Here is a 13,785-nt window from a genome sequence, read left to right on the forward strand (position 1 = left end):
TAATTCCATCCGACGCAGGTGATGTCATAAAAATGGCGGCCATGGACCGAGCGACACACAATGTGTTTGCTTGGCGACCCTCCAACACACTGGACGCCAGTTTTAGCCTTGAGGCGATGAACGAGGTCATCACAAAATGCGCACAACCCGACATGATGAATTCGGACCAAGGATCACAGTTCACAGTTTCAGCTTGGTTCACGACGCTGACCGAGGCCGACGTCGAAATCTTGTTGGGTGGCCGTTCTCTCAAGCGGGAGGCAATCAATCTGCATGAATTGTATGACGGTCTTCAAGCCAAGCGCGGCATCGACAGCTGGATCGGGTTTTATATTAGTAAGCGGCTACAGCCGGTGCATGAAAAGTGAACACGCGGCGATGCCTAATTTGGCTCGATACAGGTGAACAAAACGGCGTGAAACCAAGAAAACTACGTCTTGGCCAAGCTGCAAACCTGTCCAAATTAGGAGGCCTCAATTCACCCGGGCACTTACCCGCCTTTCCGTCGTCCTATGCGGCGACCAGAGAGGATGATTCAGCGGCGGCAAATATCAACACAGCCAAAACCACAACGCAGGTCCAAACCATAGCATACATAAATAGAGTGAATGCGATGTCCTTTCTCTTTTCACGCTCAGGCTGTTTGACTTGCCAAAACTCTTTGCGGGCCTTTAGGACCTTGCTGTAGGAAAAGAACGGGATGGCAGAAGCAACCCGCCCGTCTATTTCTTTTTTCGGCAACCACGCCTTTGCTTTTTCTTGTACTTGCGTCGACACGGTCCATCAACTTCGCAAACACAGGTCTACCCTGTAGCTTTCAAGGTTTCCGATAGTTCGTGGCGGGTTTTGCCCCATTCCTTTTGAGCATCGACGTACATTGCACTTTGCTGCGCCGCTTCGGCGTCTAAGCTCTAGAATTCGGTTTTTAGGTTTTCACTCTCCAAATTCCTAAAACTATTGACCTATTCATTTTCCAAGCCTTGGCTATTTGCCGGTTTGCCTTGCCAACGCCCTCCCAAGTCTTTTGCGGCAGCAAGGCAATTTCAACCATCACCGGCTGATTTGTGGCGGGGACAGTGCCCAGTGAAAGGGGGTTACCCATCGATGCAAAAATCCCATGCGCAGGATTGATATTGGGGGCCTGCTAGTGCGTGTTTGTTTTGAGGGGATTTGTATTTTGAACGGCTAACCGCATTGCCTGAAACGGCGACTCCACTGGACATAACCGTTGTGTGGCCGCATTCCTATATCTTGTTTTGGCACAAGGGTCGCGACAGAAGATGTCATCAGGCAGCGCAGAGCTCGCAGGGGTGTCAAATCCCGCATGCGGGCACGAATGGAAGAGAGCGTAAATCCCACAATATCGACAAGACCCGCGCAGCAACCCGTTTTATTTCAGTCACAGCAATGGGGGTGATAAAAAACGAAATGGCACCGCATTAGGCCACCGTTTTGCCTAGCACAAAGTGCGGGGGCGCAGGCTTGCCACGACGGCCCCGATGACCGTAGCGATCAGGCTTGGGGTGACCACAAACAGGCCCAACAACGTGAAGACCAGTCCGTCGATGCCAGGAACTGTTAGCTCTTTGAACACCGCCCAGCCGCCAAGCGCCAGCAGCAGCCCAATGTAGCCCCAGGTCACATCAGACCGGCAGGCCCGCAGCGGCGCATAGCCCATAAACAGGCCGATTGAAAACGCAGCAAGTGGTATCATCAAAAGCATCGAACAGTCCCCCGTTTGCTCAGTCCAAGATGGCGTGCGCCATGGGGGAAAACCAGTGGGGAATTCCCCACCTGAGTGCAGAGCACCTGTGCAAGAATGAATGGATGCGGTGGTGACCGCGTGATCAGCTGGGGTCAGCGCGGCCAAACTGGCGTTTGATCCACACAAACAAATAGCGTACCGGCCAACGCAAAACGCTCATCCCTGCGACCAGAAACAACAGGCCAATCCAAGGCCCATTTTGATAGGTCACAAAACCGAGCAAGGGGATGCCAACCGCAATCAGCGCATAGGCCCGTGTCCACATGTTGTCTTTTGATGGGATCATGCCAAGCACATTGGCTGCAACAAGCCAGAGGCAGGCGAGGATCAATGAAAGTGCCATAATATCCGTCTCCGCTGCCCCCAAGGCACCGCGAACTTGCCCAATTAGGGCCCAAAGCGCAAGACCAAGACTTCGGCGTTTTTTACAAAGTCCAAGGAAACGACACTAGCCGACAAAGGCAAAGGACAAGGCGATGACAGAAAGACCCAAGCCAAACACCGGCACCGCCATTGGCACGGTAAAAGGTCCGCGCGGGCTTTGCCGTTTTACCATGATAAGGGCGGCATTGACCAAGACAAAGACCGACAACAAGATAAGTGTGGCGGTTTCGGCAAGCACGGATACTGGCAAAATCGCGGCTCCGAAAACCACGCAAACCCCAATCAAGGCACTGGCCAAGGCCGGAGTTCCAAACCGTGGATGCGCCCTGTGGAACACCGCCAGCACCGGGGTGTGATTGCCCAATCCATACAAAACCCGACTGGCCATGACGATCTGCGCCAAGATACCATTGGCCACAGCAAACACCGCGATGGATGCAAAGAACTGCCCCCCTCCGCCGGTCACGGTGGTCCACACCAGAGCAAGCGGTTGTTCCGATCCGGCAAGCATATCAACCGGCACGGCCCGCATCGACGCCCAAACCACCAGTGCATAAATGGACGATGTGATCACCAGCGACAGGATGATAGCCCGAGGCAGGGTATAGGTCGGATCACGAACTTCTTCGGCCATGTTCACGATGTCTTCGAAACCGATAAAGGCAAAGAAGGCCAGCATGGCCCCTGCCCCGATTCCCGTCCATGGAATCGTTGTGGGTTCCACAATCACCGGATCAGCGGTGGCACCGGCCCATATCACCAACCCGAGCCCAACCACTTCGATTGCAGTAAACAGCGCAGCGAGGCTCAGGCTTTCCATTACACCGACAATTGCCACGCTGGTCAAAGCAGTGCCCATCAGAATAATGGCCCAGATCAGCGGCATATCAACGATAGCCACCAGATATCCCGCCCCGCCGCGCAAAACCGCGGCCGCAGCAATCAACCCCGCAAAGACAATGGCCAGCCCGACAACAACCGCCATGGATTTGGACCGAAACCCCTTGGCGACATAGGCGGCCTCTCCGGCGGCTTCTGGCAGGCGGGTGCTGAATTCTGCATAAGACAACGCAGTCGGGGCCGCGACCAGCCCCGCCAGCAAAAAGGCCCAAGGCGCGTAAAAACCGGCGATCTCGGCCACGGCCCCAACCAAAACATAGATGCCAGCGCCAACCATGACCCCAACGCCGTAAGCGACCAGCAAAGGCAATCCAATGCGCCGTTTCAAGTGATCCGTCATGCCGGTTTTCCCTTTTGCAGTTGCAGGCAGTGTGCCGCAATGATCGCCAAAGACCTTGATGCGGCTCAATGCGTGATCTGAAACGTCGCGTCACCCCTGCCCCAAAGGAAAAGCCCGCCGAGTTTGATAACTCAACGGGCACCAATACTCATCTGGTCAAGATAGATTAGTCTTTCAAACGCGTCGGCAAGGCATTCGCCCAAGCCGAGATTGTACCCGCCCCGAGGCAGACAACCATATCACCGGGCTGTGCTTGTTCGCGGACCAACCGCTCTAGATCATCCTCGCTGTGCAGCGCCCGTGCATGGCGGTGGCCGTGGCGTACCAACCCCGCAACCAGATCATCACGGCTGGCACCTTCAATCGGATCCTCGCCCGCAGAAAAGACTTCTGCGATACCAACAACATCCGCATCGTTAAAGCAGCTACAGAATTCCTCGAAATGATGGTGTAGCCGCGAAAAGCGGTGCGGCTGGTGCACAGCAATCACCCGACCTTCGGTCGCTTGGCGGGCCGCTTTCAACACGGCAGCGATTTCAACTGGGTGGTGGCCATAGTCATCGATGACGGTCACACCGTTCACTTCGCCAACTTTGGTAAAGCGACGGTTGACCCCGCCGAAATTTGCAAGCGCTTCACGAATTTCGTCGCCAGCCATACCCAGATGCCGCGCCACTGCGATGGCCGACAAAGCGTTGGATACGTTGTGATCGCCCGGCATTGGCAAGGTGCAGCCTTCGATCACCAAGTCTTCGGATTGAAAGGCAACGTCGAAATGCGCCACGCCCTTTTTATAGGTCAGGTTAATCGCCCGCACATCTGCTTGGGCGTTAAAACCATAAGTCACAACCCGGCGATCAGAAACGCGGCCAACCAAGGCCTGCACTTCAGGATGGTCGATGCAGCACACCGCCAAGCCGTAAAACGGGATGTTCGACACAAATTGATAAAACCCGTCCCGCAGGTTTTCGATGCTGCCCCAATGTTCCATATGTTCGGGGTCGATATTGGTCACGATGGCAACAGTCGCCGGCAACCGGTTAAAGGTGCCGTCGCTTTCATCGGCTTCGACAACCATCCATTCGCCATCGCCCATCCGTGCGTTGGACCCGTAAGCGTGAATGATGCCGCCGTTCACCACAGTCGGGTCAAAATTTCCCGCATCCAGCAGTGTTGCCACCATAGTTGTGGTTGTGGTTTTCCCGTGGGTACCCGCGACTGCAACGTTGGATTTCAACCGCATCAATTCAGCCAGCATTTCAGCGCGGCGCACCACCGGCATACCGCGGCGGCGGGCTTCATCCAGCTCGGGATTACCGGGTTTGATCGCAGAGGAAATCACCACGACCTCGGCTTTCTCAAGGTTTTCCGCCTTTTGGCCCACGAAAATCTCTGCGCCCAATTCGGCCAGACGATCGGTGATCTTGGTATTCTTGAGGTCAGACCCCTGAACAACAAACCCATGATTCAACAACACTTCGGCGATGCCCGACATACCAATGCCGCCAATGCCAACAAAATGGATTGGCCCGACATCTCCGGGAAGTTTGGTTGCCCCTGTCATTGCCGTACTCCGTTCAAAATCCAGATCTTTCATGTGCTGCCCCCAATGAGCTGTGCCGCTCTTTCTAGCGTTCTTCTTCTATCGCGTGCGTCTGCGTTGGCTCCATGCCAGCCAGCTGTTCGATCAATGCGCCCAATTCCTGCGCCGCCTCGGGTTTGGCGACGGTCAGCGCTGCATTGGCCATTTGGATCGAGCCGCGTTCATTGGACAAAATCGTCAAAATCTGCTCGCTCATGCTTTCGATATTCAACTGGCTTTCGGGAATGCGTATGGCCGCACCCGCATCTACCAACGCCTGAGCGTTTGCCATTTGGTGATCGCCTGTCGCAAATTTGTAAGGGATCAGGATCGAGGGCCGCCCGATGACGCTGATATCTGCCACGCTCGACGCGCCAGAGCGCGAGATGATCAACTGTGCCTCGCTCATCAAGGTTGGCACGTCATGGAAAAACGGCTGCACATCTGCATCTACGCCATGTTCTGAATAATAAGCCGCGACACGCTCGCCATCTTCGTCGCGGGCTTGGTGGCTGACGCGTAGATGCTGCAAAACATCCAACGGCAAGGCCGCGATTGCTGGCGGCACCATGTCGGACAAGATCCGCGCCCCTTGCGATCCACCGATCACCAAAATCGACATCGGATAAGGCCCCGGCGCGATATAACCGGCCCCTGCCCGTTCCAGAACAGTGCCGCGCACCGGATTGCCGACATGGACGCCATGCGCCCCTTCGGGCAATGCTGTCGGCCACGTGCCGCAGGCCACCACGTCCACACGCGTCGCGAAGACTTCATTCACTTTGCCCAGAACGCCGTTTTGTTCGTGCAGCATGCGCGGCAGTTTCATCACCCATGCCGCGCCCAAGGCCGGAATGGACGGATACCCGCCAAAGCCGATCACAACATCAGGTCGGTCTTTGCGAAACTTGAAAAAGGTCGACACGACGCCGCCCAAGATTTTGAACGGTGCCAGCACCTTGCCCAAAAGCCCGCCACGCGCAAAAGTGGCGCTGGAGACCTCTTCGATTTCAACGGTATGGGGAAAGCCGCCCGTATAGCGCGCACCCCGTGCGTCCGTGGACAGTTTGACCCGCCATCCACGGCGCAGCATCAGTTCGGCCAGCGCCTGCGCGGGGAACATATGCCCCCCGGTTCCACCTGCTGCCATCACCAATAAAGGCTTACGCTCTGCCATTTCGCTTACTCCACACCCGGTTTTCGGGTCAGATACCGTATAGGCGCCATCGGGGCAATGATCCCGCTAGATGCTGCGCCAAAGCCCGCCCAACGACTGTGGCTTATCGGCCGCCGCGTGACCGGAATATGTCATCAATTTCACCCTGAGGCCGCGACCGGGTAAACGCCAAGAGCATGCCAACCGCAATCCCGCCTGCAATCAGTGAGGACCCACCGTAACTGACAAAAGGCAGTGTCATGCCTTTGGCTGGCAACAAGCGCACAGCCACCCCCATGTTGATCATCGCCTGCACGCCAAACATCGCGGCCAAACCCGTCCCTGCATAGCGGATAAACGGATCGCGTTCGCGCATCAGCCGAATGATGGACCGGACCACAATCGTCGCATAAAGCGCGATGATCGCAAGAACCATCATCAGACCATATTCTTCGGCGGCAACGGCAATGATGAAATCGGTATGCGCGTCAGGTAGCGACCATTTCACCGTGCCTTCGCCAACACCTACACCAAAGAAACCACCTTCGCGGATGGCATTGGTGGCATAGCCAAGCTGGGTTGTCGGATCGACATCAACGCTCAGGAATCCATCAATGCGGCGGGCAAAGTGTTCCGAGGCATTGTAGGCGAACATGCCGCCCAGCACGACCAGACCGGCCAGCCCCAGCAGCAATATCATCGGCGCGCCGCCAACAAACCACATCACGCCCCAGCCAAACAGGACCAAGGAGGCCTGACCAAAGTCCGGCTGCATCGCCAGCATCAACACAATCACAACCATCAGCACAAAGCTGTACATCCGACCGGGGGGGCCACCCAATTCCTGCCCCGCAGCCATCAGCCACGCAGCGGCAATCACAAAGGCAGGTTTCAAAAATTCAGAAGGCTGAACCGAGGCAAAGCCAAGCGAGTACCAGCGCACCGCGCCTTTGCCGAAATCAGTGCCCAGCACCGGCAGCAACGCCAGCGCCACAAAGGCCCCAAGGAACCCAAGCACCGCCAAACGGCGCACCATCAGCGGACTAAGCATTGAGGTCAGAAACATAACCATCATGGCAACGCCGCCAAAAAACGCCTGACGCTGCACATAGTAAAACGGAACCAGCCCGTTGCGCTCTGCCAAAGGCGGCGAGGCGGCAAGACCCAGCAATATCCCCATGCCAAACAGCATCAGGATGCAACTGAGCGTCCATTTATCAACCGTGCGCCACCATTTGGGCAACACAGGTTCAACATCACGCACGGGAACCGTGCCATACACCATCTCTGTCATGAGATCACCGCTCTACTGCCTCATCGTCCCGTTTTCGGGATCGCTTTGGGACAGAGTAGCGAAAAACATCTCTTTTGACCAGAATTTTAACGGTGCCTGACGTTCAGAGTCCGGCCGCGCGCAAAACCACCAATACCGCCAAACCCACCGCGACAGAAATTACCAAGGACACCCGCAACGCCGCCACGCCTGTCGCGATCAAAGCCGCCACACCAGGAACCCCGCCTGTCAGCATCGACGGGGCAACCAAAGCCGTTAGAATGGCGATCGGAACGGCCCCTAGGGCGGCTTCGACACGGTGATGCACCTCACCAAATCGCAACATAATCAGATGGCCGCCAATGCGGGTCAGATAGGTGGCCGCTGCGCATAACACGATGATGAGAACTATGTCGGTCATTGCCCGGCTCCTGTTGATGGATCCGCTTTGGGTTTACTCAACGCCGCAGCGACCAACATACCAACCCCGCCGCCCAATGTGATGTGCCACGGGCTGCCAAGTGTTTGATGAACAACCAGTGACGCCACAGCACTAGTGACCAAGATCAACAAAAAATGGCTGCGAGCATGGAACCCCATAATCATGCCCATAAAATACAAAGGCAGTAGAAAATCGAGACCCAGCGCAGCCGGGTTATCCAGCAAAGACCCAAACAAAACCCCGAGCAGGTTCGACACGATCCAAACACCGTAGATCGCCAAGGCATAGGCAAAATAATAGGCAGGACGCAGCCCCCGTTTGGCCGCCCGCGCCTCGGAGGCCGCGAATTGCGGATCGACCAGCAAAAAGAATGCCAGCGCCTTTTGCCAGAACGAAAACGCCCCCATGTGCCGCCCCAAAGATGCCGAATAGAGCACATGGCGGAAATTCAATGCAAACACAGCCAAAACAATTGACCAGATCGGCACCGCCTGCCCCATCAGTTCGATCATCACATACTGCGACGCCGCTGCGTAAATGCTGGCGGATGCAAACATGACCTCGGTGGCCGACAACCCGCTCTCGACGGCAACTGTCCCAAACACCGCAGCAAAGGGCAAAACCGCCCCCAAAACCGGCATCACGTCGCGCAAACCGGCACGTATATCATCGCGCATCTCTAAACGGGGGGGATTTACCTGACGCATCGAAACCTCATACCGAACGTTGTCCATTTTGACGAACAGTTACTGATGCGCATTTGACTTTCGTTTGTCAACACGAACAACGACCATTATACCGAACGAAACCCTCGGAGAAGCCATGACCCCGATCACTCTTATTGCTCGCGCGCTAAAGCGCGAACGTACCAAGGCCGGTCTGAGCCTATCTGCTTTGGCAGAGCGCGCGGGGCTGGCCAAGTCAACCCTTTCTCAGCTTGAGGCAGCGCAGGGCAACCCCAGTATCGAAACGCTTTGGGCGATTGCAAATGCGCTGGATGTCCCCTTTGGGTTTTTGTTCGATACAGCCCGTCCGGAAATGACGCTGGTGCGCGCCGGCGAAGGCACGCAGATCAACGCCGAAGGAACGAACCTAAGCGCGGTGCTGCTGTCCAATGGCCCCCCGGGAAGCCGCCGCGACCTCTATCGCTTTGATCTGGTTGCAGGTGCGGCGCGCCATGCCGCAGCCCACCCCCAAGGCACAATCGAACACGCACTTGTTTCGTCTGGTCGGGCGCGCATCGGCCCTGCGGACGCGTTGCAAGACCTTGGACCGGGTGATTATTTCCGATTTCCGGGCGATATTGCACATTCCTACGAAGCCATATCCGATGAGGCGACGGTGTTTCTGGCAATGGAATTTCCACGCTGACCCCTTGCGCTTTGCGCTTTTCTTGGGCACGGCCTCGGCATGAAAGTCAAAACTCTTATCCTTGGGGCTGGCGCAGCTGGTCTGATGGCCGCAGCCCATGCTGGTCCCGACACGCTTTTGGTGGATCATGCCAAAGCCCCCGGCGAAAAAATCCGCATTTCCGGTGGCGGGCGCTGCAATTTCACCAATATGCATTGCGATTTTGACAATTATCTGGGGGCCAACCCGCATTTTCACAAAAGCGCCCTGACCCGCTATACCCAGTGGGATTTCATCGAATTGGTATCCAAACACGGTATCGCATGGCATGAGAAAACTCTGGGCCAGCTGTTTTGCGACGGCAAAGCCACACAGATTGTCGCGATGTTGATGGCCGAGTTGGAACAGGCCGGGGCCAAGCTCTGGCTCAAGACCAACATTAAAGGGGTCTCGCACAATGGGGCCGAATTCAGCGTCCGGTTGGAGCGTGAAGGCAAAAGCATCACCGTGACAGCGAACAATTTGATTGTTGCCACGGGCGGAAAATCGATCCCCAAAATGGGCGCGACGGGCCTTGCCTATGACATCGCCCGCCAATTTGGCCATACCGTCACTGACACACGGCCCGGATTGGTGCCCTTCACCTTTGACAAAGACCGCTTTGCGCCCATATCCGGCGTGGCCGTCGATAGCCGCATCACTTGCAACGGCACCCGTTTTGACGAAGCCTTGCTGTTCACCCATCGCGGACTATCCGGCCCTGCGGTTTTGCAAATCTCGAGCTATTGGCATGAGGGGCAAGAGATCGCGGTGAACTTGCTGCCCACGACAGATCTTGAAAGCATACTCAAGGGCAAACGCCGCAGCGACGGACGCAAATCCCTCACCACCGAACTGGCACACCATCTGCCAGCACGGCTGGTGGATCATTTGGCGCAGTCGATGGATTTCAAGGGCAACTTGGGCGATCTGTCCGACCCCCGCATCGCCGTCCTTTGCGAGGGTCTGACGGCTTGGCAGTTAAAGCCAAGCGGAACCGAAGGCTACCGCACGGCCGAAGTCACTTTGGGCGGCATCGACACCGGCAGTCTGAATTCGAAAACAATGATGTCCAAAACCGTACAGGGGTTGTATTTCATTGGCGAAGCCGTCGATGTCACTGGCTGGCTAGGAGGGTTTAACTTCCAATGGGCATGGTCTTCGGCGGTGGCGGCAGGACAAGCGGTTTCAAAACCCGGCCTGCCAGCGCGCCCATCGTGACAAAACTGACGCGGGCCCCTTCATTTGATGCGCGCATTCACATATGTCTGATTGATGACCAGTTACCCACCTTATCAGCTCAAAAACCTTGCGCGAACCATCGAAATGCAGGTGCCGCAAAAGGCACTGCGTGATGCCTTGAACCGCATGCGATATGGCCCAAACGCCCCGCGCAGCGACGAGAGGATTTACATCAACCCTTCACAGGTGACACGGCTTTTCAAACGCATCAAAGGACATAGTTTGCGCCGACGTCACAGCGGCCAGATTCGGGCCGGGGATTGGGACCAGTCCACCGTTTCGCTGGACGAGTCGCGCAAGTTTCGCGCCTGCCGAGCGCATTTCGTGGACGGCGTCAGCTGGGAAGACACGGGGATCATCGACTCCGTTCTGGCCTCCGTTGCCAAAAATGGCAATTTTGATGGCTGCAAAACGCGCGAAGACATTCTGGCCCGCTATCAGCGTATGGATGCGCTGCATGATGCGATCAAATCCGCAGGCCGGTTGCAAACCATGTCTGAACGCCCTGAATTCTTCCGGCGTGAATATGACGGTGTCTATGTACACATTGATCGCGGCGGACAGCCCATGCTGGCCGGAAACGGCAACCACCGCATGGCCATTGCCAAAGTGCTTGGGCTGGCAAGTATTCCAGCCCACTTGGGGGTTATTCACCCGCTGGCATTTGAAAACGGTGTTTTGGACGTGCTCCGCCAGCCGCCTCCCGGCGATTGACGAAACCCAGTCTAACCTGCGGCCAATGCTTTGTTCACCTGTGCCATGAAATCATCGCCGCGCTTTTCAAAATTGTCATATTGGTCAAAGCTGGCAGCCGCGGGGGCCAACAGAACAACCTCGCCGTCTTGCGCTTCAGCCGCGGCACTGGCGACAGCGCGCTCCATACTGATGCACACCTCGGTTTCGACACCGGACAGTTGCATGGCAAAGGCATCGGCCTCACGGCCAATGACATAGGCCTTGGCCACGTTCTTCAAACCCGGAGTCAGTGCACCCAAACCGCCTTCTTTCATCAAGCCGCCGCAGACCCAGCGGATGCGCGGAAAAGCCTGAAGCGCCTTAAGCGCGGCATCAACATTGGTGGCTTTTGAATCGTTGACAAAGCGCACGCCGCCACGTTCACCGACAATCTGACTGCGGTGCGGCAGGCCTGCGAAGGAATGTAATCCGGCCTCGATAACGCGCGGAGCCAACCCCAGCGCGCGGCAAGCGGCATAGGCCGCACAGGCGTTTTGGTGATTGTGCGCGCCGGGCAATCCGGCAACGCTGCGCAGATCAATCGAGGCAATCTGCCGGCCCTTGCGGTACTCAGACAAGAAGCCCTTGCGCGCAAAAACCTGCCAGCCCGGACCGGTCAATTTGGTGCCCGACGACACACGGATCACCCGATCATCGGTTGGCCCTTGGGACAGCTGCCCAGCCAAGAACAGGCCTTCGACCTCATCGACGCCGATGATGGCGCGGTCTGGTCCCCCTTCGGCAAACAACCGGCGTTTGGCGGCGAAATATCCGCCCAAACCGGCATGACGATCCAGATGATCTGGTGACAGGTTGGTAAAAACGGCAATGTCCGGTGTCAGACTGCGGGCAAGATCGGTTTGATAACTAGACAGCTCCAGCACCACCACGCTGCCTTCGCCCAGCGGATCGATATCCAGCACGCCGCGCCCGATATTGCCTGCCAGTTGGCTGTCACGCCCGACGTGTTCCAACAAATGATGGATCAGCGCAGATGTCGTCGACTTGCCGTTCGATCCGGTGATCGCAATCACCTTGGGTGTGACGTCCAACATGTCCCATCCGACGCCCAGGGATTGAAAGAACAGCCCGATGTCATTGTCGACAGGTACACCGGCCTGTAGCGCGGCCAAAATCACCGGGTTGGGCGTTGGATAGAGATGCGGAATGCCGGGCGATACGATCAGGCAAGACAGCTCATCCATCGCGCGCTGTAGGTCTCGGGTGTCAAAGCCCTCCGCCTCGGCCTTGTCCCGCGCTGCGGCATTGTCATCCCAAACCACTGGAATGGCCCCGCCATCGCGCAGCGCCCGTGCGGCGGACAAGCCTGAACGACCAAGCCCCAACACGCCAACCTTGGCTCCTTCAAATCCATGCACCGGTATCATGTTTCGCCCTTTTTTGGTCACACCAAACCCCGGAACCAAAGGAACCGGGGTGTGCGGGTTTGTCAATTTGAACGGGCCGTCAGCCCTTGATCTTCGGTGGCTCAGCGTACCTTAAGCGTCGCCAGACCTACGATTGCAAGGATCAAGGAAATGATCCAGAACCGAATGACAATCTGCGGCTCGGCCCAGCCCTTTTTCTCATAATGGTGATGGATCGGAGCCATCAAGAAAACCCGTTTTCCCGTGCGCTTGAAGTAGAGAACCTGAATAATCACGCTCAGCGCTTCTACCACAAACAAACCACCGACAATCGCCAGCACCAATTCGTGTTTGGTTGCGACCGCGATCGCCCCCAATGCGCCGCCAAGCGCCAATGATCCGGTGTCGCCCATGAACACCGCGGCAGGCGGAGCATTGTACCAAAGAAAACCCAAACCACCGCCAACCACGCCAGCGGCAAAGACCAGAATCTCGCCAGTGCCGGGAACGTAATGCACATCCAGATATTCAGTGAAATCGACACGGCCCACGGCATAGGCAATAATCCCGAGGGTCGATGTCGCAATCATCACCGGCATAATCGCCAATCCGTCCAAACCATCTGTCAGGTTGACGGCATTGGCGGCCCCGACAATGACGATGATCGAAAAGGGTACAAACAAGTAACCAAGGTTGATCAGCGTATCTTTGAAAATCGGCAGGGCCAATTGGTTGGCCAAATCAGCAGGATGGTATTGTGCGGCCCAATAGGCGGCAATGCCAGCAATCAAAAAGCCCAACCCAAGCCGGATTTTTCCAGAAACACCTGCTGTGTTTTGCTTGGACACCTTGGCGTAATCATCTGCAAACCCGATGGCTGCATAGGCAATGGTGACAAACAGCACCATCCAGACAAATGGATTGTCAAGCCGTGCCCAAAGCAAGGTTGAGGTGACAAGCGCGCCGATAATGAGTAGCCCGCCCATGGTTGGCGTGCCCGCCTTGGCGAAATGGCCTTCGGGACCATCATCGCGGATCGGCTGACCCTTGCCCTGCTTTTTGCGCAGCACGTTGATCAATGGCAATCCGAAGATGAACCCAAAAATCAAGGCCGTCAAAAATGCGCCTCCGGCCCGGAAGGTGATATAGCGAAACAGGTTAAAAACATCCCCGCCGTCGCTTAGTTCTGTCAGCCAATACAGCATCGTTT

Annotated in this window: 15 protein-coding genes; 4 read left to right on the forward strand and 11 right to left on the reverse strand. The window is 56.4% G+C overall.

All coding sequences use genetic code 11. The annotated features are described in order from the left end of the window. The first annotated feature begins 41 nt into the window (after nt 1-41). Nucleotides 42-368: a hypothetical protein gene (locus C8N36_RS17145; RefSeq protein WP_141468163.1), complete on the forward strand. Its 327-nt coding sequence runs from the start codon at nt 42-44 to the stop codon at nt 366-368. A gap of 142 nt (nt 369-510) precedes the next feature. Here C8N36_RS17145 and C8N36_RS17150 read toward each other — a convergent pair whose 3' ends face one another. From C8N36_RS17150 to C8N36_RS17190, 9 genes are all read right to left on the reverse strand, one after another. Continuing rightward, the gene (locus C8N36_RS17150) at nt 511-777 is read right to left on the reverse strand and encodes a hypothetical protein (protein ID WP_097806049.1); all 267 of its coding nucleotides are present in this window, start codon (nt 775-777) and stop codon (nt 511-513) included. Between the two features lie 679 nt (nt 778-1,456). Further along, complete coding sequence (locus tag C8N36_RS17155; RefSeq protein ID WP_097806050.1) at nt 1,457-1,723, reverse strand: hypothetical protein; 267 nt, start codon at nt 1,721-1,723, stop codon at nt 1,457-1,459. A 124-nt stretch (nt 1,724-1,847) separates the two neighbouring features. Then, the gene (locus tag C8N36_RS17160; protein ID WP_097806051.1) at nt 1,848-2,108 is read right to left on the reverse strand and encodes a DUF2484 family protein; all 261 of its coding nucleotides are present in this window, start codon (nt 2,106-2,108) and stop codon (nt 1,848-1,850) included. 105 nt (nt 2,109-2,213) lie between these two features. After that, on the reverse strand, nt 2,214-3,389 hold the full coding sequence (locus C8N36_RS17165) for an APC family permease (protein WP_097806101.1): 1,176 nt from the start codon (nt 3,387-3,389) through the stop codon (nt 2,214-2,216). A 166-nt stretch (nt 3,390-3,555) separates the two neighbouring features. Next, complete coding sequence (gene murC, locus C8N36_RS17170; protein ID WP_097806102.1) at nt 3,556-4,953, reverse strand: UDP-N-acetylmuramate--L-alanine ligase; 1,398 nt, start codon at nt 4,951-4,953, stop codon at nt 3,556-3,558. 64 nt (nt 4,954-5,017) lie between these two features. Further along, nucleotides 5,018-6,148 carry a UDP-N-acetylglucosamine--N-acetylmuramyl-(pentapeptide) pyrophosphoryl-undecaprenol N-acetylglucosamine transferase gene (locus tag C8N36_RS17175; RefSeq protein WP_097806052.1) on the reverse strand — a complete coding sequence of 377 codons (1,131 nt, stop codon included), beginning with the start codon at nt 6,146-6,148 and terminating at the stop codon, nt 5,018-5,020. Nucleotides 6,149-6,251: 103 nt separating this feature from the next. Beyond that, a complete protein-coding gene (locus C8N36_RS17180; RefSeq protein ID WP_097806053.1) occupies nt 6,252-7,421 on the reverse strand; it encodes a peptidoglycan glycosyltransferase FtsW in 1,170 nt (389 codons plus the stop codon). Between the two features lie 103 nt (nt 7,422-7,524). Continuing rightward, nucleotides 7,525-7,821, reverse strand: a complete 297-nt coding sequence (locus tag C8N36_RS17185; RefSeq protein ID WP_097806054.1) for an AzlD family protein — start codon at nt 7,819-7,821, stop codon at nt 7,525-7,527. Continuing rightward, the gene (locus C8N36_RS17190) at nt 7,818-8,549 is read right to left on the reverse strand and encodes an AzlC family ABC transporter permease (RefSeq protein ID WP_211318249.1); all 732 of its coding nucleotides are present in this window, start codon (nt 8,547-8,549) and stop codon (nt 7,818-7,820) included. The genes C8N36_RS17185 and C8N36_RS17190 overlap by 4 nt, the downstream gene beginning before the upstream one ends. Nucleotides 8,550-8,664: 115 nt before the next feature. Here C8N36_RS17190 and C8N36_RS17195 point away from each other — a divergent pair, with 115 nt between their 5' ends. From C8N36_RS17195 to C8N36_RS17205, 3 genes are read left to right on the forward strand one after another with little or no spacing between them, the layout of a single operon-like run. Beyond that, nucleotides 8,665-9,213 carry a helix-turn-helix domain-containing protein gene (locus tag C8N36_RS17195; protein ID WP_097806056.1) on the forward strand — a complete coding sequence of 183 codons (549 nt, stop codon included), beginning with the start codon at nt 8,665-8,667 and terminating at the stop codon, nt 9,211-9,213. A gap of 39 nt (nt 9,214-9,252) precedes the next feature. After that, nucleotides 9,253-10,452 (forward strand): BaiN/RdsA family NAD(P)/FAD-dependent oxidoreductase, encoded by a 1,200-nt coding sequence (locus C8N36_RS17200; protein ID WP_097806057.1) that lies wholly within the window; start codon nt 9,253-9,255, stop codon nt 10,450-10,452. A gap of 54 nt (nt 10,453-10,506) precedes the next feature. After that, on the forward strand, nt 10,507-11,187 hold the full coding sequence (locus tag C8N36_RS17205) for a hypothetical protein (RefSeq protein WP_097806058.1): 681 nt from the start codon (nt 10,507-10,509) through the stop codon (nt 11,185-11,187). A gap of 11 nt (nt 11,188-11,198) precedes the next feature. Here the strand turns inward: C8N36_RS17205 and murD are convergent, their stop codons facing one another. Together murD and mraY are read right to left on the reverse strand one after the other, a co-directional pair. Then, nucleotides 11,199-12,596 (reverse strand): UDP-N-acetylmuramoyl-L-alanine--D-glutamate ligase, encoded by a 1,398-nt coding sequence (gene murD, locus C8N36_RS17210; protein WP_097806103.1) that lies wholly within the window; start codon nt 12,594-12,596, stop codon nt 11,199-11,201. Nucleotides 12,597-12,697: 101 nt separating this feature from the next. Further along, nucleotides 12,698-13,780 carry a phospho-N-acetylmuramoyl-pentapeptide-transferase gene (gene mraY / locus C8N36_RS17215; RefSeq protein ID WP_097806104.1) on the reverse strand — a complete coding sequence of 361 codons (1,083 nt, stop codon included), beginning with the start codon at nt 13,778-13,780 and terminating at the stop codon, nt 12,698-12,700. Nucleotides 13,781-13,785: the final 5 nt, after the last annotated feature.

Source organism: Pelagimonas varians (assembly GCF_003208435.1).
Classification (GTDB): domain Bacteria; phylum Pseudomonadota; class Alphaproteobacteria; order Rhodobacterales; family Rhodobacteraceae; genus Pelagimonas; species Pelagimonas varians.

Excerpts from the sequence above, each read along its gene's own strand:
- C8N36_RS17165 (WP_097806101.1), bottom strand. The coding sequence starts at position 3,389 with ATGACGGATCACTTGAAACGGCGCATTGGATTGCCTTTGCTGGTCGCT.
- C8N36_RS17180 (WP_097806053.1), bottom strand. The coding sequence starts at position 7,421 with ATGACAGAGATGGTGTATGGCACGGTTCCCGTGCGTGATGTTGAACCT.
- C8N36_RS17190 (WP_211318249.1), bottom strand. The coding sequence starts at position 8,549 with ATGCGTCAGGTAAATCCCCCCCGTTTAGAGATGCGCGATGATATACGT.
- murD (WP_097806103.1), bottom strand. The coding sequence starts at position 12,596 with ATGATACCGGTGCATGGATTTGAAGGAGCCAAGGTTGGCGTGTTGGGG.
- C8N36_RS17205 (WP_097806058.1), top strand. The coding sequence starts at position 10,507 with ATGACCAGTTACCCACCTTATCAGCTCAAAAACCTTGCGCGAACCATC.
- C8N36_RS17195 (WP_097806056.1), top strand. The coding sequence starts at position 8,665 with ATGACCCCGATCACTCTTATTGCTCGCGCGCTAAAGCGCGAACGTACC.
- C8N36_RS17175 (WP_097806052.1), bottom strand. The coding sequence starts at position 6,148 with ATGGCAGAGCGTAAGCCTTTATTGGTGATGGCAGCAGGTGGAACCGGG.
- C8N36_RS17155 (WP_097806050.1), bottom strand. The coding sequence starts at position 1,723 with ATGCTTTTGATGATACCACTTGCTGCGTTTTCAATCGGCCTGTTTATG.
- C8N36_RS17160 (WP_097806051.1), bottom strand. The coding sequence starts at position 2,108 with ATGGCACTTTCATTGATCCTCGCCTGCCTCTGGCTTGTTGCAGCCAAT.
- murC (WP_097806102.1), bottom strand. The coding sequence starts at position 4,953 with ATGACAGGGGCAACCAAACTTCCCGGAGATGTCGGGCCAATCCATTTT.
- C8N36_RS17145 (WP_141468163.1), top strand. The coding sequence starts at position 42 with ATGGACCGAGCGACACACAATGTGTTTGCTTGGCGACCCTCCAACACA.
- mraY (WP_097806104.1), bottom strand. The coding sequence starts at position 13,780 with ATGCTGTATTGGCTGACAGAACTAAGCGACGGCGGGGATGTTTTTAAC.
- C8N36_RS17200 (WP_097806057.1), top strand. The coding sequence starts at position 9,253 with ATGAAAGTCAAAACTCTTATCCTTGGGGCTGGCGCAGCTGGTCTGATG.
- C8N36_RS17185 (WP_097806054.1), bottom strand. The coding sequence starts at position 7,821 with ATGACCGACATAGTTCTCATCATCGTGTTATGCGCAGCGGCCACCTAT.